The organism is Erythrobacteraceae bacterium WH01K (assembly GCA_027941995.1).
In the GTDB taxonomy this organism is placed as follows: Bacteria; Pseudomonadota; Alphaproteobacteria; order Sphingomonadales; family Sphingomonadaceae; genus CAJXSN01.
In genome coordinates this window covers 2,350,553-2,370,428 of sequence record CP115966.1, presented here as the reverse complement: position 1 = coordinate 2,370,428, position 19,876 = coordinate 2,350,553, and the positions used below count along the sequence as shown (strand labels likewise).

At 64.6% G+C, this 19,876-nt stretch carries 19 protein-coding genes and 1 other RNA gene; 7 read left to right on the top strand and 13 right to left on the bottom strand.

Features of this window, described 5'->3' with window-relative positions:
* Position 1: 1 nt before the first annotated feature.
* The 4 genes from PF049_11700 to typA form a co-directional block, all read right to left on the bottom strand.
* Positions 2 to 694, bottom strand: a complete 693-nt coding sequence (locus tag PF049_11700; protein WBY16245.1) for a TadE/TadG family type IV pilus assembly protein — start codon at positions 692 to 694, stop codon at positions 2 to 4.
* Positions 691 to 1,308, bottom strand: a complete 618-nt coding sequence (locus PF049_11695; GenBank protein WBY16244.1) for a pilus assembly protein — start codon at positions 1,306 to 1,308, stop codon at positions 691 to 693. Before PF049_11695 ends, PF049_11700 begins: the two co-directional genes overlap by 4 nt.
* Positions 1,305 to 3,290, bottom strand: coding sequence for a pilus assembly protein TadG-related protein (locus tag PF049_11690; protein ID WBY16243.1), 1,986 nt, complete (start codon positions 3,288 to 3,290; stop codon positions 1,305 to 1,307). The genes PF049_11695 and PF049_11690 overlap by 4 nt, the downstream gene beginning before the upstream one ends.
* A gap of 114 nt (positions 3,291 to 3,404) precedes the next feature.
* A complete protein-coding gene (gene typA / locus PF049_11685; protein WBY16242.1) occupies positions 3,405 to 5,225 on the bottom strand; it encodes a translational GTPase TypA in 1,821 nt (606 codons plus the stop codon).
* A 287-nt stretch (positions 5,226 to 5,512) separates the two neighbouring features.
* Here typA and PF049_11680 point away from each other — a divergent pair, with 287 nt between their 5' ends.
* A complete protein-coding gene (locus tag PF049_11680; protein WBY16241.1) occupies positions 5,513 to 8,218 on the top strand; it encodes a TonB-dependent receptor in 2,706 nt (901 codons plus the stop codon).
* A 205-nt stretch (positions 8,219 to 8,423) separates the two neighbouring features.
* The gene (locus tag PF049_11675) at positions 8,424 to 8,801 is read left to right on the top strand and encodes a DUF805 domain-containing protein (protein WBY16240.1); all 378 of its coding nucleotides are present in this window, start codon (positions 8,424 to 8,426) and stop codon (positions 8,799 to 8,801) included.
* Here the strand turns inward: PF049_11675 and PF049_11670 are convergent.
* On the bottom strand, positions 8,798 to 11,335 hold the full coding sequence (locus PF049_11670) for an FtsX-like permease family protein (protein ID WBY16239.1): 2,538 nt from the start codon (positions 11,333 to 11,335) through the stop codon (positions 8,798 to 8,800). The genes PF049_11675 and PF049_11670 overlap by 4 nt on opposite strands.
* Positions 11,332 to 12,072, bottom strand: a complete 741-nt coding sequence (locus PF049_11665) for an ABC transporter ATP-binding protein (protein ID WBY16238.1) — start codon at positions 12,070 to 12,072, stop codon at positions 11,332 to 11,334. The genes PF049_11670 and PF049_11665 overlap by 4 nt, the downstream gene beginning before the upstream one ends.
* A gap of 26 nt (positions 12,073 to 12,098) precedes the next feature.
* On the opposite strand from PF049_11665, the gene PF049_11660 reads away from it, so the two are divergent.
* On the top strand, positions 12,099 to 12,848 hold the full coding sequence (locus PF049_11660; protein WBY16237.1) for an arylesterase: 750 nt from the start codon (positions 12,099 to 12,101) through the stop codon (positions 12,846 to 12,848).
* Between the two features lie 17 nt (positions 12,849 to 12,865).
* Here PF049_11660 and recF read toward each other — a convergent pair whose 3' ends face one another.
* Complete coding sequence (recF, locus tag PF049_11655; GenBank protein ID WBY16236.1) at positions 12,866 to 13,951, bottom strand: DNA replication/repair protein RecF; 1,086 nt, start codon at positions 13,949 to 13,951, stop codon at positions 12,866 to 12,868.
* A gap of 391 nt (positions 13,952 to 14,342) precedes the next feature.
* Between recF and PF049_11650 the strand changes: the two genes are divergently transcribed.
* Together PF049_11650 and PF049_11645 are read left to right on the top strand one after the other, a co-directional pair.
* Complete coding sequence (locus PF049_11650; protein WBY16235.1) at positions 14,343 to 14,468, top strand: enoyl-CoA hydratase; 126 nt, start codon at positions 14,343 to 14,345, stop codon at positions 14,466 to 14,468.
* 44 nt (positions 14,469 to 14,512) lie between these two features.
* Complete coding sequence (locus PF049_11645; protein ID WBY17917.1) at positions 14,513 to 14,701, top strand: PspC domain-containing protein; 189 nt, start codon at positions 14,513 to 14,515, stop codon at positions 14,699 to 14,701.
* A 203-nt stretch (positions 14,702 to 14,904) separates the two neighbouring features.
* On the opposite strand, the gene PF049_11640 is transcribed toward PF049_11645, so the two are convergent.
* From PF049_11640 to PF049_11620, 5 genes are read right to left on the bottom strand one after another with little or no spacing between them, the layout of a single operon-like run.
* Positions 14,905 to 15,699 (bottom strand): SDR family oxidoreductase, encoded by a 795-nt coding sequence (locus tag PF049_11640; GenBank protein WBY16234.1) that lies wholly within the window; start codon positions 15,697 to 15,699, stop codon positions 14,905 to 14,907.
* A gap of 35 nt (positions 15,700 to 15,734) precedes the next feature.
* Positions 15,735 to 16,307 (bottom strand): NUDIX hydrolase, encoded by a 573-nt coding sequence (locus PF049_11635; protein WBY16233.1) that lies wholly within the window; start codon positions 16,305 to 16,307, stop codon positions 15,735 to 15,737.
* Positions 16,304 to 16,978, bottom strand: a complete 675-nt coding sequence (locus PF049_11630) for a hypothetical protein (protein WBY16232.1) — start codon at positions 16,976 to 16,978, stop codon at positions 16,304 to 16,306. Before PF049_11630 ends, PF049_11635 begins: the two co-directional genes overlap by 4 nt.
* Positions 16,979 to 17,788 carry a TPM domain-containing protein gene (locus PF049_11625; GenBank protein WBY17916.1) on the bottom strand — a complete coding sequence of 270 codons (810 nt, stop codon included), beginning with the start codon at positions 17,786 to 17,788 and terminating at the stop codon, positions 16,979 to 16,981.
* 10 nt (positions 17,789 to 17,798) lie between these two features.
* On the bottom strand, positions 17,799 to 18,416 hold the full coding sequence (locus tag PF049_11620) for a LemA family protein (protein WBY16231.1): 618 nt from the start codon (positions 18,414 to 18,416) through the stop codon (positions 17,799 to 17,801).
* Positions 18,417 to 18,564: 148 nt separating this feature from the next.
* Here PF049_11620 and mscL point away from each other — a divergent pair, with 148 nt between their 5' ends.
* Both mscL and ssrA read left to right on the top strand, forming a co-directional pair.
* On the top strand, positions 18,565 to 19,035 hold the full coding sequence (gene mscL, locus PF049_11615; GenBank protein WBY16230.1) for a large conductance mechanosensitive channel protein MscL: 471 nt from the start codon (positions 18,565 to 18,567) through the stop codon (positions 19,033 to 19,035).
* Between the two features lie 20 nt (positions 19,036 to 19,055).
* Positions 19,056 to 19,400: a transfer-messenger RNA gene (ssrA, locus tag PF049_11610) on the top strand.
* 140 nt (positions 19,401 to 19,540) lie between these two features.
* Here ssrA and PF049_11605 read toward each other — a convergent pair.
* Positions 19,541 to 19,786, bottom strand: a complete 246-nt coding sequence (locus tag PF049_11605) for a hypothetical protein (protein ID WBY16229.1) — start codon at positions 19,784 to 19,786, stop codon at positions 19,541 to 19,543.
* Positions 19,787 to 19,876: the final 90 nt, after the last annotated feature.

The window sequence follows — 19,876 nt, the reverse complement described above, 5'->3', positions numbered from 1 at the left end:
ATCAGGATGCTGAATAGATGTCGCATGTGCGCACGGGCAGTCCGGGGGACGGATAGACGCCAGACAGGTCACGTGAGCCGCGTACGTTGAACGCGGAATGGGTGCGGATATATTCCTTCGACAGGAAACGGGTCGCCAGTTCCAGGTCGATCAGAGGTTCGTATTCGTAGATGATCTCCACGAAAATCACCGCCTGGTTCGGCGAGGCGGTGATTTCCTGTCCTGTCTTGCCCATGCCGGCAAAGCCTGTACCGCTCGAGCCGGTGCCTTCCGGTCCGTAGGCGGATTCGACCTCCAGCTCACCCATGCAGCGCTGCCAGTGGATCCACTGGCCGCCCTCGCTGTTCTGTTCCAGGCTGCTGACGATCACGCGGGCGTTTTCGAAAAGCTCGATCTCCGCGCCCGCCTGCAGATCCACGCCCAGCAGGATATCGTTGATGTCGGCTTCGTAGATTTTCTGCGCGTTGAGAGCGTCCCGGTCACCGATGCGCGAACCGTTGTCGGCAATATGCATGGCCGCCTGGCTGACGCGCAAATTGGTTATCGCATAATTGGACAGTTCGATCCCGCTCACGCCTACCAGCGCCAGGATTGGCGCGAGCATCGCGAATTCGACCATGGCAAGGCCGGATGCATCGCGCAGGCCCAGCCGGATGTTCCGGCCCATGAGGGAAAGGCGTTCGGACAAGCTCATGTGCAATTGCCCAGCACGACGGGGCGTTCCTGCTGTCCGTCATAGGGTTGGTTGCGCAGGACAGTCGACGCGGTCACGGAGATTTCCCTGGGCACGTCGATGAACGTGTCGAGCGGAAACATCCGGTCGTATTTTGCGGTTACGGTGTAAAGCACCGCATCCCGCGCACCGCCAAGCCCGCTCTTGCCGCGATCGGCATCCCAGGTCCCGTTATCGTTGACATCGTCGAACTGCTCACCGTTGTCGCAAACGCCGTTGCCGTTGGTATCGATGTAATCCTCGGGCTTTTGGACATCGGCAAATGTCGTGTAATTCTTGCGCTCGAAATCGATTTTCGCGTTCGGCACGATGAGCTTGATGTCCTGCCTGACGGCAGCATCGAGAGCATCGGTCGTCGTGATCGTCGGCTCGAGTGTCGATCTGCGGGCCGATTGCTGCAGGGCGCCTTGCATCACGGTCTTGGCGTAGATCTGGAAACCGAAATCGAACAGACCGACCAGCATCAGGCAAAGGATCGGTGCGACGAAGCCGAATTCCGTCAGCGTTGCGCCGGTCTCGTCGCGCGCCAGCCTGCGCAGACCGGACCCGTATGCGTGAGCAAACCTGCGCGTCATTCGACCAGCCTCAGCTCCGCGATGCTTGTTGCGATCGTGCGGAAACGTGTGATCAGCGTGGTCTGGTTGTCGGCCGTCATTGCGCGGCTCTCGTCGCTCGCGCAGCCGCGGGTGTGGTTGTTCAGGGGGTTGTTGAACGAGACGGTCCAGATCGTGATGCCCTTGTTCTTGGCCTGTTCGCAAACCGCGTCGAGCCGGGCATTGTGGATCGCAGCGATACCGTCCCAATCGTCACGCCATTTTGCCGTACCGCCTTTGAACCCGGCGAGATGACCATCCATGTCGGGGTTGCCATAGGCGTTCTGCCAGTACGGACCGGGCGACATCGCGCCGTCTGTCATGAAGATCATGTGGCGGATGATCGGATCACCGTTGGGGGCAGTTCTGTTGCTGCTGGAGAATATGCCATCGGGAGACAGCAGGCGCGCACCCCACAGGACGCCGAGATCGTGCATCGTGCTGCCGCCCGCGGTCAGCGCGTTGATCCGGTCTTCGAAAATCTCGTTGCGATCGGTGCCGCTCAACTTGTATTCCGTAAGCTTGTACGCGCGCGGGGGACAGACATTGTCCCTTCGCTGCCAACCGCTCGGCACCGCCTTCCAATTGGTCGTGGTCACCGGATCTTTCTGGTTCCGGTCCTCTGTCATCGCGTTCCACAGCGGCCGCCACTGGGTGTTCACATTGGCCGGATCCGGGACGAGATCGATATCCAGGTCATAGGCACCCGCCGGGATCGGATCGAAGTCCGTCGTCGCGACGGTCGTCGCTTCTTCGATACATCCGTCCCAGGTCTGGGCGGGGAATGGGTTCCTGAACCGGAAAGGTGTTCCGTCCGCCTTCATAACCTGCGTTACGGTATCGAATTTCTTGAAAGACGACGTGTCGAGGGTTTTTTCCGCGAAGGTGTAATCCTTGAAACGGGTCTCGTAAGTCGGGGGAACAGCAGGCTTCCCGGGTTTGGCAGGAGAACCTTCGACAATCCTGTACTTGCGCACGCGCGCTTCGCAGGCTCCGTAATATCGCCCGGATCCGTCGCGGAAATAGTTCCGGTAGTAATCGTCGTCGCTGATGACCCACTTCTCGCCATTGACCGTATAGGTTCCGTCATAGGCGTTGCAGGCCGCCGACCCGTAAGTCGAATGATTGGGGTCGTTCGACCAAGCGTAATCGAACAATGTCGAACTGCCGAGCTTCCCCTTGTCGCGCGTTACCAGTTCGCGCTGATCGGAATAGAGTTCTTCCCTGTCGGGAGTCGCAGGCTCACCCGGCACGGCAGGCGACCCGGGGTCGGTCATCACGGTTTCGAAATTGGCTTCACGCGTCTGGTACTGGTGCGTGTCGGCCAGATAATCTGTGTTGAGATCGTTCAGGATATTCCCGACATTCATGTTGGAATTGTACGGAACGATTGCGATGCGCACGCGAGCATCGGCAGGGGCCACAGCCATGATCTCGTCATAGAACGCGAATACGGCGGACTTGAGCGCGTCGATCTGACTTACGCCTTCGTTCAGATCGTTCATCGACCCCGACATGTCGAGAACCAGCGAAATATCGATATTGGGCAGGTTGAGGTCGGCGCTGCAATCGACGTCCAGCTCAATGTTGTCGAACCCGAATACCTTCATCAGCGTCACGGGGACGCTCGTCTGTGCCGTGCCGTCAAACCGGGTACCGCTGGCGTGAGACAGTTCGTAGGTCGTCGTCCCCGTTCCGTACATTCCCTGCGTGAAATTGACCTCGAAGAAATTGTCTGCAAGATCCTCGATCTCGGTAGGGATCACGCCGTCGGTAATACTGTCGCCGGCCAGCTTCTTGCGCGCTGCCAACGTCGCCGCATCGCATGCCTGCTGGAGACGCGACTGGGCCAGGTACATCCGGCTGGCGTCCACGCCGCCCCCGATCACGCCGATGATCGGCAGGATGGCAGCCGCTCCGATAGCCAGCGTATTCGCGCGCTTGTCACGAACGAGCGAACGCAACAGCGCATTCGAACGCCGCGACGCTCTCGCCCCGTCTGCCCCTGTCCGGTCCCTGGTCATGACCAGGTGATTTAGGGACGAAACCTTACCAAAAAGTGTGCCGTCTGCGCGCGATCAGTTGCCCGATGCGCGCTTTGCCTTCTTGCGCTCGTGCGGGTCGAGGATCGCCTTGCGCAGGCGAATGCTCTGCGGGGTGACTTCGACCATTTCGTCGTCGTCGATATAGGCGATGGACTGTTCCAGCGTCATGACGCGCGGTGTCGTCAGGCGGATGGCGTCGTCCTTGCCGGTGGAGCGGAAGTTGGTCAGCTGCTTCGACTTCATCGGGTTGACTTCCAGATCGTCCGGCTTGGCGTTCTCGCCGATGATCATGCCTTCGTAGATCTTGGCCCCGCCGCCAATGAACAACTCGCCCCGGTCCTCCAGCGCATTGAGCGCATAGGGGACGGCTTCACCCGGCACCATCGAGATCAGCACGCCGTTCTGGCGGCCTTCGATCGGCCCCTTGTAGACGTCGTATTTCTCGAACAGGCGGTTCATGATGCCCGTGCCGCGCGTGTCGGACAGGAATTCGCCGTGATAGCCGATCAGGCCGCGGCTGGGCGCGCTGAAGGTGATGCGGGTCTTGCCCATGCCGCTGGGACGCATCTCGGTCAGCTCTGCCTTGCGGCGCTGCATCTTTTCCACGACCGTGCCCGAATGCTCGTCGTCCACGTCGATGACGACGGTTTCATACGGCTCCATGCGCTGACCGTTTTCCTCGCGGAACAAGACGCGCGGACGGCTGATGCCGAGTTCGAAGCCCTCGCGGCGCATCGTCTCGATCAGGACGCCCAGCTGCAATTCGCCGCGGCCCGCAACTTCGAAGCTGTCCTTGTCCTCGGCCTCCGTCACGCGGATGGCGACATTGGTTTCCGCCTCGCGGTTCAGGCGGTCGCGGATCATGCGGCTGGTGACCTTGTCGCCTTCGCGGCCCGCCAGCGGCGAATCGTTCACCGCAAAGCGCATGGCGAGGGTGGGGGGGTCGATCGGCTGTGCCTCGATCGCTTCCTTCACCGACGGATCGGCGATGGTGTTCGACACGGTCGCCTTTTCAAGGCCTGCCAGCGCGATGATGTCGCCAGCCTTCGCGCTTTCGACCGGCACGCGGTCGAGCCCGTCGAAGCTCATCAGCTTGGTCGCGCGGCCCGTCTCGATCACATTGCCGTCGCGGTCGATGGCGTGGATCGGATCGTTGACATTGACCGTGCCCGACTGGACCCGGCCGGTGAGCACGCGGCCCATGAAATTGTCGCGGTCGAGCAGGGTGGCGAGGAAGCTGAACGGTCCGCTTTCGTCCAGGCCCGGGGCGGGCACGTGTTCGACGATGCGCTGGAACAGCGGTTCCAGGCTGCCTTCGCGCACATCGTCCGTCTCGCCCGCATAGCCGTCGCGGCCCGATGCGTAGAGCGTGGGGAAGTCGAGCTGTTCGTCATTGGCATCGAGGCTGACGAAGAGGTCGAACACCTCGTCCAGCACTTCCTGCGGGCGGCCGTCGGGGCGGTCGATCTTGTTGACGACAACGATCGGCTTCAGGCCCAGGGCAAGCGCCTTGCCGGTGACGAACTTGGTCTGCGGCATCGCGCCTTCCGCGCTGTCGACCAGCAGGATGACGCCGTCGACCATCGACAGGATACGCTCCACCTCGGCGCCGAAATCGGCGTGGCCGGGCGTATCGACGATGTTGATGCGCGTGCCGTTCCATTCGACGCTGGTGCATTTGGCGAGAATCGTGATCCCGCGTTCCTTTTCCAGGTCGCCGGAATCCATGGCCCGTTCCTCGACCCGCTGGTTCTCGCGGAACGTGCCGGACTGGCGGAAAAGCTGGTCGACGAGGGTGGTTTTACCGTGATCGACGTGGGCGATGATCGCCACGTTGCGAAGCGCTTGGGACATGGGTTTTCTCGTAGGGAAGCGGATCAGGGGATGCGCGCGACCGGGTGGAGGGAGCGCGCCGTGCGGGGGCCCATTACAAGCTAGGGCGGGGCAGGACAAGCTGTGCTGCACCTGCGAAGGCTGCAATGCGTGTGTGTGGCCGCAATGCCACACCTGAAAAATCCCGTGACTCTGCGGCTTTGAGACTGCTTGAGCGGTTCCGCTGCACCCATTAGAGGCCACAGATGCAGCGTCTTGCGGACGAAACGGTCCGCTGTCCGGCGCTTCGTTCGGAGAGGAACCCATTGATGAAATTCATGACTACCGGCCTTGCCGGAACCGCACGCTTTGCCCTTCTGGCAGGTGCTGCTTCCATCGCCTTCCCCGCAGCCGCGCTTGCCCAGTCCCCCCAGGCTGAAGCCGATGCCGCGATCGAGGCAGGTGGTCCCGACGATGGCGACGCCTTCACCGGCATGGAAGAATCCGCCAACGAAAACGACGTCATCATCGTGACCGCAACCAAGCGTGCGACCACGCTGCAGGAAACGCCGGTCTCCGTCAGCGTCACCAGCGGCGAAACGCTGGAGCGCGCCGAAATCCGCGATCTCGGCGACCTGCAGACCGTCGCCCCGTCGCTGCGCGTCAGCCAGCTGCAGAGCGCGGCCAACACCACCTTCATCATCCGCGGCTTCGGCAACGGCGCCAACAATTTCGGCATCGAGCCGTCGGTCGGCGTGTTCATCGACGGCGTCTTCCGCTCGCGCTCGGCCTCGTCGATCAACGACCTTGCCAACGTGTCGCGGATCGAGGTCCTGCGCGGTCCGCAGAACACCCTGTTCGGCAAGAACGCCAGTGCCGGCGTTATCTCGGTCGTCACGCGCGAGCCGCAGTTCGACTTCGGCGGTTCGGTCAGCCTGACCTACGGCAATTTCGACCAGATCGTGGCCAAGGCCGACGTGACGGGCCCGCTCTCCGACTCGGTCGCCTTCTCGCTCGACGGCACCTACAACAAGCGCGACGGCTACGTGGATGTCGTGAACCTGGGCGAGGACATCAACGAGCGTGACCGCTATGTCGTTCGCGGCCAGCTGCTGTTCGACAATGGCGGCCCGCTCCGCCTGCGCGCCATCGGCGACTACTCCAAGATCGACGAGCTGTGCTGCTATGCCGGCAATGTCCGCGCCGGTGCCACTACCCCGCTGCTGTTCGCAGTCGGCGGCGCGGTCGGCGTGGAAGACGTGTTCTCCGACCAGGCGTTCCTGAACGTCCTGCCGGAAAACAACATCGAGAACTACGGCGGCTCGCTGCAGGCGGATCTCGAGCTGGGCGCGCTGACGCTGACCTCGATCAGTGCCTACCGCGAACTGCGCAGCTTCAACCAGCAGGACGTCGACTTCTCCAGCGCGGACATCGTCAACGAATTCCGCGACCAGTCGGTCGACACGATCACGCAGGAACTGCGTATCGCCTCCGATTTCGACGGTCCGTTCAACTTCCTGCTCGGCGGTTTCTACTTCAACGAAGACATCACGCAGCTGAGCGGTCTGGACAACGGCCAGGCCAGCCGCACGTTCTTCGACCTGATCGCCGGTGCCGGCACGCCCGGCACGCTGGGCTTCGTGGAAACGACGCTGGGCCTGCCGGTGGGCGCATCCTTCGCCCCGGGTGCGACCACCCGCGAGAATTTCACGCTGGACAATGAATCGTACTCGATCTTCGGTACGGTCGACATCGAAGTCACCGATCGCCTGACGCTGACCGGCGGCTTCAACTACACCGACGACAAGAAGGACTTCGTCCTGTCGCAGCAGTCGCTCGACCCGCTGGGCCAGGTGAACTTCGTCGATGCTGTGATCGTGGGCGGCATCGCGCAGGCCCTGCAGATTCCCGTCAGCGCGGTCACGCCGACGGTCATCCAGCAGTTCGCAGCCGCATCGCCGGCCGGTTTCCAGCAGATCGCCGGTATCGCGACGACGCCGTGTTCGGCAGCCGCACCGCCCCCGGCGTGCAACCAGCTGCTGCCGCTGCAGGCGTTGCAGTTCCTGCCGCCGTTCCTTAACCTGCCGAATGCAGTCGAAGACGGACAGACGCGTGACGACGACTGGAGCTACACCCTGCGTGCAGCCTACGAAATCTCCAACGCGTTCAACGTCTATGCGACCTACGCCACGGGCTTCAAGGCAAGCTCGGTCAACCTGTCGCGCGACAGCCGTCCGGCAGGCGTGGACTTCACGCCGGGTCCGTTCGGCAGCACGATCCTGGCACCGTCCTCGCCGATCCTCGACGCCGGTCTCGCAGTCCCGAACCTGTCGACGGGTTCGCGCTTCGCCGGTCCGGAGAACGCCGAAGTCTACGAAATCGGCGTGAAGGCACAGCTCGACCGCCTCGGCTTCAACCTCGCGCTGTTCGACCAGACGATCGAGGGCTTCCAGTCCTTCGCCTTCACCGGCACGGGCTTCGCGCTTGCGAATGCCGGTTCGCAGTCGGTCAAGGGTTTCGAGTTCGATTCGACCGTCAACCCGGTCGATCCGCTCGTGCTGACCTTCGCGCTGACCTATCTCGACAGCAAGTATGACAGCTTCCCCGGCTCTGCCGTGGGCGACCTCACCGGCCTGTCGGTCGCCGGTGTGCCGGAATATACGATCTCGACCTCGGCGACCTACACGCACGAGTTCGGCGCATCGGGCAACCAGCTGATCGGGCGCGTGGACTATTACCACGAGAGCGCGACGCAGATCCTCGACGGCCTGCCGGCCTTCGTCGACAATTCGCTGGCCAACCCGGGCGCACCGGCACGGGCCATCGCGCGCGATTACCGCCGCGAGGTCAACCAGGTGAACGCTTCGCTGACCCTGGCCCTGGAAAACGGCTTCGAGCTGGGCGCCTATGTCCGCAACCTGACGAACGAGCGTTACCTGACGACGATCTTCGACGGTGTGGCACAGCAGGGCACGATCTCGGGCTATCCGAACGCGCCGCGCACCTACGGCGTCACGGCACGCTATCGTTTCTAAAGACAGGCTTTTTCAAGGCTTGGACGGGGAAGGGGAGCTTCGGCTCCCCTTTTTCGTGCCCTCATCGCAGGTCCTTGCGGGACGCGCACCGCTGCCGGGCCAGCGCGATTTTCCCGCTTCCGCTTTTGCGAGAGGAAGCTAGTCTTCGCCCTTCGCATGACACGCCGCGCGGTGCGGTGCTGTGCATGCCGAGGGGGAAAATGACATGGACTGGATGACACTGCCGCTGAAACGCTATGCCGAATTCAGCGGGCGCTCCCGGCGCCGGGAATACTGGATGTTCGTGCTTTTCATCATCGCGGTGTCGGTCGGCATCGGGATCGTGGAGGCCATTCTCGGTCTCAGCGCGACCATCGGCGATGCCTACGGACCGATCTCGCTCCTGTTCCTGCTCGCGATCTTCGTCCCGTCGCTGGCGGTGCAGGTCCGCCGTTTCCACGACCAGGGCCGCAGCGGCTGGTTCGTCCTGCTGAACTTCGTCCCGTTCATTGGCACGCTGATCGTGCTGGTCTTCATGTGCCTGGACGGCACCGACGGTCCCAATGAATACGGACCCGATCCGAAGGCCTCGCTGCCGGATTAAAGCGCGCGCAGCGCCTGGGCAGGCTTGGCCCTGAGAAGTGGCAGGGAGCCGAGGATGGCGAACCCGACCACTAGGGCGAGGCCTGCCCCCAGCACGGCGAGGACGACGCCCCAGTCGGGCAGCCAGTCGAATTCGAACAGCTGAGTGACGACCAGCCATGCCAGCGCGCTGCCGATGGCCAGCGCCACCCCGGCCAGCACCAACGCCAGCAGGGCGTATTCGAGGAACTGCATCCACAGGATTTGCCCGCGGCTCGCGCCCAGCACGCGCATGACCACGGTATCGTAGGTGCGCGCGGCCCGGGCGGCGGCAATCGCGCCCAGCAGTACGGCAAGGCCGGCAAGCACCGCGACGGAGGCTGCGGCCAGCGTGGCGAGGCCGACCTGCCCCAGTATCTCCCGTGCCTGCACCAACACCTGGCTGACCTCGATCACGGAACTGGAGGGGAAGGTCTGGACCAGACCGCGCAGCAGCGGCCCGGTATCGCCCGAATTGGGCAGCTCTATGGTCGCGGCTAGGTTGTGCGGTGCATCCTCCAGCGCATTGGGACTGAAGACGAGCACGTAGTTGAAACCCATGCTTTCCCAGTCGATCCGGCGCAGATTGGCGACGCGCGCGCTGCGCTCCACGCCCAAAAGGGCGACGGTGATCGTGTCGCCCACCTGCAGGTCGATGGAGGCGGCAAATTCCTCGTCGACGCTGACCTGCGGCTCGCCCTGCCACATCGGGCCCCACCACTCGCCTTCGACGATGGTGTTTCCGCGGGGCACGTTCTCGGCATAGGTCAGGCCGCGCTCCCCGCGCAGGGCCCATGCGCCGTCGGGAATTTCCTCCAGGTCCGCCACCCGCGTCAGGTCGCCTTCCGGACCGTAAGCCGTGACGGAACCGCGCAGGGCGGGGACGGTGCGGATAACCGCGTCCTCGTCTTCCGCCCGGACCAGGGACCGGAAATCCTCTGCCTGGTCACGCGGGATGTCGAGCACGAAATAGTCGGGCGCCTCGGCCGGGACGCGGCTCTGGATATTGCCGTCGATGGCGGTCTGGATCGCGGCCAGCAGCACGAAGGCGGACAGGCCGAAGCCGAGCGCGGTCACCAGCGCGCCGGTCGATGCGCCGGGGCGGTGCAGATTGGCCAGCGCATTGCGCAGCAGCGGGTCCGCCGGACGCGGCACGCGCTGCGCGATGTGGCGTATGCCCATGCCCAGACCTGCCAGCAGCAACAGCATGGCCGCCGCCCCGGCCAGGAAACCGCCTGCCAGCAGCGGGTCGTTCGACGTGACCAGCGCCAGCACGACGATAGCGAAAAGCCCTCCGCCGACCCATTTCAGCGCCGTGCGGTCGCGTGTCAGCGGGGACGTGCGGGCGCGCATCAGCGCCATCGCCGGGAAGCGGCGGGCGCGCAGGATCGGCGTCGCGGCAAAGACCAGCGCGACCAGCAGGCCGTATGCGCTCGCCAGCAGCAGCGCGCCGGGTTCGAAAACGAAGCCGCCCTCGACCGGCAGGAGGTCTTGCAATGCCATGCCCAGCAGGGGCGTGATGGCGAGACCGGCGGCCAGTCCGGCAAGGCTGCCGACCACGGCGGCCAGCCCGATCTGGAGGCCGTAAATGCGGGTGATGTCCCTGCTCGTCGCGCCCAGCACTTTCAGCGTGGCGATACTGTTACGGCGCGCCTCGAGATAGGAGGACACGCCGCCGCCGATGCCGATCCCGGCAATGACCAGCGCGGCGAGGCCCACCAGCGTCAGGAATTCACCCATCCGGTCGACGAAGCGGTCCGCGCCGGGACTGGCGCGGTCGCGGTCGCGAAAGTCGAAACCGGCAAGCGGAAACGCGTCGGTCAGTTCCTCCTCCACCGCCTCGGGATCGCGCGAGGGGTCGGTGAAGGCGATGCGCGTCTTGCTCTGGTACATGGCGCCCGGTTGCAGCAGGCCCGCATCCTGCGGCACACCCTCGGCCACGATGATGGTCGGGCCAAGCTGGAACCCTTCGCTCAATTTGTCGGGCTCGGTATCGATGACGCCGCCGGCACGCAGAGTCGCCGTGCCGACGCGGAACGTGTCGCCCACCGCGATGTCCAGCCGGTCCATCGCGCCCTGGCCGAGCCACGCCTCTCCGGCGGGCGGCGCGCCGACCGTGCGCCCGTCCTGCAGCGTCAGCGCGCCGTAGAGCGGATATTTGCCGTCCACCGCCTTCAGCCCGACAGGGGCAGTGTTCTCGCCATTGCGGGCCACCACCTGCAGGCGGGTGCCGGTCGACAATTCGCCATAGCGGGCGAGCGCCGCGAATTCCTCAGCATTGGGGGATCGCTGCCAGATCTCGACTTCCAGGTCGCCGCCGAGCAGTTCCTGCCCGCGGTTTTCCAGCTCGCGGTCGATGGCCCCTGTCAGCGTGCCGATGGCAGCGAGCGCCCCGGTGCCCAGGAACAGGCAGACGAGCAGGAGGCGCAGGCCCTTGAAGCGCAGGTTCAGCTCTCGCCGCGCCAGCGTCCAGGCCGCGCCCCATGACAAACCGCCCGCCGCGGCGTGGTCGCTCATGCGGCGGTCCCGGTGGCTGCAGTGTCGGTGGCTGCCGTGTCGGTGGCGATGCGGCCATCGGCCAGCGTGATGATCCGGTCGCAGCGTTCGGCCAGCGCCGGGTCGTGGGTGATGATGACCAGCGTCGCGCCGGTCTGCGCGCGGCGGTCGAACAGGACGTCGACGATTTCCGCGCCTGTCGCCGCGTCGAGATTGCCGGTCGGTTCGTCGGCGAAGATCAGTTCCGGGCGCGGCGCGATGGCGCGGGCGATGGCGACGCGCTGCTGTTCCCCTCCCGAAAGCTGGGTCGGGTAATGGTCGAGCCGGTGGCCAAGGCCCACAGCCGTCAATTCGTCCCGCGCACGGTCACGCACGCCGTTCATCGAAGCCAGTTCCATCGGGGTGGCGACGTTCTCGGTCGCGGTCATGGTCGGCAGCAGGTGGAACGCCTGAAGCACTATGCCGATACGGCCCCTGCGCGCCTGCGCCAGGCCGTCCTCGTCCATGGCGGCGAAATCCGCGCCTGCCACGGTGAGGGAGCCGGACGTGGCGCGTTCCAGCCCCGACAGCACCGCCATCAGCGAGCTCTTGCCCGAACCCGACGGGCCGAGCAGGGCCAGCACCTCGCCCGGCGCAACATCGAGATCGACGCCTTTCAGAATCTCGACGGGCTGGCGGTCTTGTCCCAGCGTCAGGGTCAGGTTGCGGGCGGATATGGCGGCGCCGCGCACGGCGTCTGTTTCGGGGGTAGTGGTCACCCGTGTGCAGTGGCATAAGGGCGGCCATGGAACAACCTAGCCCTAGTGCCGCTCGGCCAGCCGCCATCCGCTCTTCATCGAAAATCCTCGCTCCGCTCGCTGTCCTCGCATCGCTTGCGCTGGCCTCCTGCGGGGAAGAAGCCGCGGTGACGGAGCCGGCTCCTGTACAGACAGGTGCGAGCGAGACCGTGACCGAGGTGCCGGTCGCGGGCGAACAGCGCGACATCCTCGCTTTCGGGGACAGCCTGTTTGCCGGCTACAACGTGCCGAAGGACGACAGCTATCCGGCGAAGCTGGAGGCGGCCCTTCGCGCGGCGGGCGTCAATGCGCGGGTCGTGAATGCGGGCGTATCGGGCGATACCAGTGCAGCGGGTCGCCAGCGGTTCGAATTCACGCTCGACGCGCAGGAAGAGGCGCCCGACCTCCTGATCCTGGAACTGGGCGGCAACGACCTGCTGCGCAGCATCGATCCGGCGCAGACCCGGGCGAACCTCGCCGCGATGATCGAGACGGCGCAGGCGCGCGGCATAGACGTGCTGCTGATGGGAATGCAGGCGCCGCCCAATGTCGGGCCGGAATTCCAGGCCGAATTCAGCGGCCTCTATACCTCGCTGGCAGAGGAATATGGCGTGGCCCTTATCCCGAACTGGGTGGAGGACGTTGCGTCGAAACCGGAACTGATCCAGTCCGACCGCATCCACCCGACGGTGGAGGGGATCGAGCTGCTCGTGGAAAGCACGCGCGAAGCGGTCGAGGCAGCCATTCCCGACGCCTGACGGATCGGCGCCCTGTTCTATTCCCGGACCAGTGCGCCGTCCGTGACACGCCAGATCGCAGCTTCTGCCCGGATGCTGCCGAACGGGGCAGCCTCCGTCCCGGTCAGCCACGCCTGCGACCCACCGGCGCGAAGCCGGTCGAACAGCGCATCGCGGCGCAGGGGATCGAGATGCGCCGCGACCTCGTCCAGCAGCAGGATCCCGGCGCGTCCCGCCGCGGCAAGCTCTGCATGGGCGAGCACGATGGCGATCAGCATCGCCTTCTGCTCTCCGGTCGAGCACAGGGCCGCAGGCCGGCCCTTCGCGGCCATGTGAACCAGCAATTCGTCGCGATGCGGCCCGGTCAGCGTGCGCGCCGCCTTGCGATCGCGCTGGCGGGTGGAACGCAGCGCCTCGGCCAGCTCGTGCTCGGCAAACGGCCCTCCGGCCTCCAGCGCGAGGAGGGGCACCGCGAACGGGCTGCCCGCCTGCATTTCCAGCGCTTCGCCCAGCGCGCCGACCAGCCGGGCGCGGCCCTGCGCCAGCAGCGCGCCATGCTGCGCCAGTTGCGCCTCTATGCCGTCGAGCCATGCGGGTTCGGGTTCGCGCTCGTCCGAGAGCAGGCGGTTGCGCTCGCGCAAGGCCGCCTCGTAGCGGCTTGCGGCCCGCGCGTGGGAAGGATCGAGAGCGGTCGCCAGGCGGTCCATGAAGCGGCGGCGCTCGCCGGCGCTGGCCGTGAACAGCCCGTCCATCGCCGGGGTCAGCCATGACACGGCCAGCCATTCGCCCAGCGCGATCGCGCTTGCCTCCGCCCCGTTGATCCGGACCCGGCGCCGCCCGGGGCGCATCGGTGCGGTGGAGGTCTGCAAATGGACATCCTCGCCGCCATCCGCAGGCGAGAGCAGGGCGGAAAGCGCAAAGCCGCCCGCGCCCGATGCCCGGGCAATCTCGCCAAGCGGGGCACGCCGAAGCCCCCGGCCGGGCGCAAGCAGCGACAGCGCCTCCAGCACATTGGTCTTGCCCGCCCCGTTCTCGCCCACCAGCAGGTTGAACCGCGCGGTTCCTTCCAGCGCGGAAGCGGCGTGATTGCGGAAATCGGAAAAGGCGATGCGGGCGATGGCCATGGGTGGCAGCGGTCCTACCTGCGGGGGGCGGGGAAGGCCACTGAAAGCAGCTTCGCCCGCTGCCGGAAACGGCTATGTCAAATGTTGGTGAGATTTACCAACCTTTCGGATTGATGAACGGCTGTTCAGATGGCTGCGAGCCGAAAAACCCCGGAAATCTCCCGTTTTTCAAAACTGGCACACCTGATGCAACACTTTGGGCAACCCGGCGAGACGGTCTCTCCGGGAGCCAAGAGAAAGGAAATACCATGTCCATCTTCAACCCGAACCGTGCCGCAGCCGCCGTCTTCTCGCTCGCCATCTCGGCCATGTTCTTCGCCAGCGCGATCGTCCCGGGCAGCCCCGCAGTCTTCGCCTGATCCCCGCAAACCCGAATACAAGGAACGACCCCATGAAATTCTTTTCCAACTGGAGCTCGCAGGTAATCGCCGGCCTCGGCTCGCTCGCAGTCAGTGGTGTCCTGATGGCCTATGCCATCGTCCCCGCCTCGCCCTCTATCGTCCCGGTGATGGCATGAGCAGGATCGAGCGTAGCGATCGTGGCGACCGCAGGGATGGCCCCATCATCGGCGCGGACAAGAGCTTCAGGCTCGACCGCCGCGATGCGAAACTGGCCGGAGTGTGCGGCGGCATTGCCAACTATTTCGATGTCGATGCCTTCTGGATCCGCCTGGGCTTCGTCGCAGGAACCATCATCGGCTTCGGATCGCTGGTCCTGGTCTATATCGCGATCGCCCTGATCGCGGACTGAAGCGCGGCAAAACAGCAGCTGACCCGGTTTCTGGGCAGCCGCGCCTCACAATGAAACGAAACCGGGAGGGGCCGCTTGGCCCCTCTCTTTTTTTTTGCGCAAGTCTCGGCTGCAAACCGACAGCGAGCGACCGCTCGCCGGCCGATAAGCCGCCCCCTCGGCAGGCGATCGCCCAGCGATCTGCCGCGAGAGCAAACGAATAGTCACATCGCGCTGATGCCGCCGTCCAGCTTCAGCTCCGCGCCGGTCATGAAACGGCTTTCGTCGCTGGCGAGATAGAGCACCGCATTGGCGATGTCGTTGGGTTCGCCGACGAATTTGAGCGGGATCTGCCGCGCCAGCTTTTCCATCAGCACGTCCTTGTCGATCTTGTGGTTCTTCGCCGTCCCGTCCAGGATCGGCGTGTCGACGAAGGTCGGATGGACCGAGTTGCAGCGGATCTGCATGTTGTTCTTCGCGCAGTGGAGCGCGATCGACTTCGACAGCATCCACACCGCCGCTTTCGACGAATTGTAGGCCGGCATGGTGTCGCTGGCGATCAGCCCGGCAATGCTGGAAATGTTCACGATGCTGCCCGGCGCGTGTTCGCGCATCAGGGGCAGGGCCTTCTGGCATCCGTGGAAGATGGAATCGACATTGATGGAAAAACACCGCTTCCAGTCGTCGAAATCGCACGTCTCGATATTGCCGGCGACACCGATCCCGGCATTGTTCACCAGCACGTTCAGCCCGCCCATGTTCTCGCGCGCGGCATCAACGGCGGCTTCCCATTCGGCCGGATCGGTCACGTCGTGACGGATGGCGAAAGCCGTGCCTTCGCCCAGCGCCTCGTTGATGCGCGCAGCCGTGTCGGATGCCCCGTCGCCATTGATATCGGTGCACAGGACCCGCGCGCCTTCCTGCGCCAGCAGCATCGAATGCGCTGCCCCCAGTCCCTGCGCCGCCCCTGTCACGAGGGCAAGTTTGTCCGCTACGCGGCCGTTCGTGCTCGCTGCCATGATTCTCTCTCCGCTAGTTGTTTTCGGATGCCGCGCTAGACGATGGCGCCCTGCGTGCCCAGCAGCATCGCGATCCGTACGTCGATGGCGACACTCGCCTCGCGTTTTTCGGCAACGAAAGCTTCCAATTGGTCCAGCGGCACGCGGTGAACGGCGATGTCCTCGCCCTCGACCCCGCCGCCGTCCGACACTTTTTGCAGGTCCCCTGCGCGCATCAGGCTGAAGCTTTCCGACACCATGCCGGGGCTGGAATAGAACTCGCCCAGCAATTCCATCGTGCTTGCGCGGTATCCGGTTTCCTCTTCCAGTTCGCGGCGGGCGGCATCTTCCGGGCTCTCGCCTTCTCCGCCATCCTCGTCGCCGATCAGTCCGGCGGGGATTTCGAGGCAGAAGCGGGACAGCGGCACGCGGTATTGCTCTACCAACAGGACGTGGCGTCCGTCTTCCGCATCGTCCACCGCCACGATGGCAGCGGCGCGAATGCCGCGGGCGCGCCCGGCATATTCCCACCGGCCCCGCGTCTTGGCAGTAATGAACCTGCCCGCCCAGGCGACCGTTTCCGGCTTGTCCGCATCGGCATCGCGGGAGGGCTGGGTCGGCGCGCTCAAAGCTCGATCAGCCTGTCGGGCAATTCGTTCTGGTCATCTTCCGCGCGTGGGAAATGCCGCGACAGCACTTCGCCGACATCGCGAATCCCTGCGGCAAGCCCGTCCGCGATCCGGCCTTCGCGGATTTCGGACAGCATGTCGGACATGGCCTCGCCCCACACATCGGCCGACACCAATTCGGCAATCGGTTCGTCGGCGACGATTTCGGCTCGGTGCTCCTTCATCGAAAGATACAGCAGCACGCCGGTGCGGCCATGGGTCCGCCGTTCCGCCCCGACCTTGAAATGGCGGACGGCAGCCGCGTGGACGCGCGACGTCTTCACAGGGCCCGGCAGGGCGAGGAAGGTCAGCCGGTCCCACGACAGGACCAGCCAGCTGGCGATGAAGGTCAGCAATCCCAGGCCGATGGTCATGCTGGCCAGTTCCCCGGTCGTCCATTCGTGCATCCAGCCGCCGATCAGCCGGTCCCACATGTCCATGAAGGGCGCGGGGAAGAGGGCGAAGACGCTCATCGCGGTGAAGGCCAGGGCGACCGCGTAAAGCAGGATCACTTCGGAATAGCCGTCGCTGCGGTCGGCCAGTACGGTCACGATTTCGCCCGATGTCGTCAGCTCTGCCGCGGCGACTGCTGCGGTGACTTTCTCGTGTTCCTGCTTGCTCAGATACGCCATTTACCAACCACCACTGGCGCCGCCGCCGCCAAAGCTGCCGCCGCCGCCGGAAAAGCCGCCGAAGCCGCCCCCTCCGCCGAAACCGCCGCCGCCCCAGCCGCCGCCGTCCCCGTCGATACCGCGCGCAATCGCCTTGCCCGCTTCCCACAGGATGATGTCGCCGACGACGCCCCGTCCGCCGCGATAGCGCCTGCTGCGCCCGCCGCGCCCGAACATCGGCAGCACGAAGAAAAAGAAGATGAAGCCCAGCCAGATGATCGTCCCGATGGGAAAACCGCCATCGCGCTGGCGTGCCTGGTCCGCCTGCCGTGCGACCTGCACCGCCTCGTCGGCGGGCAATTCCAGCTGCGAGGCGATCGCTTCGGTCCCGGCCATGATGCCGCCGGGAAAATCGCCGTCTCTGAATCGCGGGAGGATGTCGTTCTGGATGATGACGGAGGACAGCGCATCGGTCATGATGCCTTCGAGGCCGTAGCCGACCTCGATCCGCACCTTGCGCTCGCTGGGCGCTACGAGCAGCAGTGCGCCGTCATTGCGCTCTGCGTCCCCGATACCCCATGCGCGGCCGAGCTGGTAGCCGTAATTGGCGATATCGTCGCCGCCCAGGCTGGGCACGGTCGCCACGACCAATTGCCGTTGCGACTGGTTTTCCAGCTGCGCCAGCCGCTGCGTCAGCGCCGCCTCCTGAGCGTCGGGAATGATGTTCGCCGCATCGACGACGCGGCCCGTCAGCTCGGGAAAGTCCTGGGCCTGGACGGGCACGCCGACAGCAGCGGCGAACAGCGCCGCGAGGAAGAGAAGGTGCCGTATCACCGCCGGCTCAATTGCCGTCGGTCATGTCGATCGTCGGCGCGATTTCGGCGCCTTCGCTGGCAGCTTCGTAAGGCACCAGCGGTTCCGCGCCATGGATCAGGTTCGCGCCGATCGTGTCGGGGAAGGTGCGGATGGTTGTGTTATAGTTGCGCACCGCTTCGTTGTAATCGCGGATGGCGACGGCGATGCGGTTCTCCGTGCCTTCCAGCTGGCTCTGCAGCGCGAGGAAGTTCTGGCTGGAGGTGATCTGCGGATAGGCTTCGAAGCTGGCGAGCAGGCGGCCGAGACCGGCACCGAGCTGGCCCTGTGCCTGCTGGAACTGTGCCATGGCCTCGGGATCGTCCAGCTGGTCGGCATCGATATTGACGCTGGTTGCGCGGGCGCGGGCCTCGGTCACTTCGGTCAGGATGCCGCGCTCGTTCTCGGCAGCGCCCTGCGCGACTTCGACGAGGTTGGGAATGAGATTCGCCCGGCGCTGGAACTGCGCCTCGACATCGGCCCATTTCGCCTTCGCGTTCTCTTCTGCGGTCGGCACCGAGTTGATGCCGCACGAAGCGAGGCTGGCAGCGGCCAGGCCGAGAAGGACGGTGTTGCGCATTCTGGCAAGGGGGCGGGTGAAAGTCATGTCGCTGGGGTTCCTCTGGACTGGCGCGGCGGCGCGCATTGCGATCTGTATTGCCTAGATAGCACACCTTCGCCCTCTCGCAAGCTTGCGCGGCGAGAATCCCGCGACTAAAGCACGCTATCTTTTGTTAAGCATAAGGGGGACGACCATGCTGACGGAATTCAAGGAATTCATTGCCAAGGGCAATGTGATGGAACTGGCCGTTGCGGTCATCATCGCGGGCGCCTTTGCCACCATCGTGGCATCGCTGACCGACGACCTGATCATGCCGGTCGTGGGCTGGATTTTCGGCGGGATGGATTTCTCGCAATATTTCATCCTGCTGAGCACCCCCGAAGGATACGAAGGCTCCACCACCGACTACGCCGCGCTGAAGGAAGCCGGCGCTGCGATGATCGGATACGGTGCCTTCATCACCGCGATCATCAACTTCGTGATCCTGGCGTTCATCATCTTCCTGATGGTGCGCTACGTGAACAAGGTGAAGGCGCGTCTGGAAGAGCCCAAGGCCGAGGAAGAGGCCGCGACCGGCCCGACCGAGATCGAACTGCTGCAGGAAATCCGCGACGCCCTGAAGAGCGGCGCGCCCGGCGCCCCGAAGAACGGCCCGATGGGCTAAGCCCGCTACCTTCCATTCCTACACTTCACATTAAGCCGGCACTCCCTATATGGGGCGTGTCGGCTTTTTGCCGTCTATGGCGATAAACTACGCTGTGTAATAGACACAACGGACCCGGGGGCAGTACCCGGCGGCTCCACCAAAAGGCCCGGTTTTCGCGGGTTTCCTGATGGGGCCGAACCAGGATCGACGTGTGTTGAAAGGCAGTGTTTTCACCCGGGCTGAGTAACCCGTAATAGGCTCAAACACACAAGTGCCAACGATAACGAAGCACTCGCAATCGCTGCGTAACCTGACGGCCTAGCGGCCTGATCTTACAAAGCTAAAGCGCGGTTGGACCCACCGGGCAACAGAAGCGGATTCCGGGGGCCCGGGGGGGCCTAGCAACAGAACCCCCCACTTTTCGTTCATGGGAATGAGCCGAGTTCGCCTCCGGAGCGACGGTCGTCCCCCTCCGATCAAAAACGCGGGGGCCTGGCAACAGAAACCCCCAGCTTTCGCGCCACTATTTTTCGGACAGTCGCGCGTGTTCCTTCGCTTCGCGCTCGTAACGCAGGGCATCGAGGATCTTCGCGCCGCCGAGGAATACCGCGCCGGCCGTGGCTGCCATCAGAAGGTAACCGCCGATGCCCGGATATTGCAGGGTGTAGAGCGAGCCGCGCGTCATCGCGCCCAGCGCCAGGGCGAAGATGATCAGATACGCCTCGAAACGTGTCTTGATGACAAACAGGCGGCTGATCTTCTTAAGCATTTAGCGCAGGCTCCTTAACCTTTTGCCCTGCAAGGCCTGCGCCAATGGCGCGGACCTGCGCAGTCCAGTGGTTAACACAGGCGGCGAGTG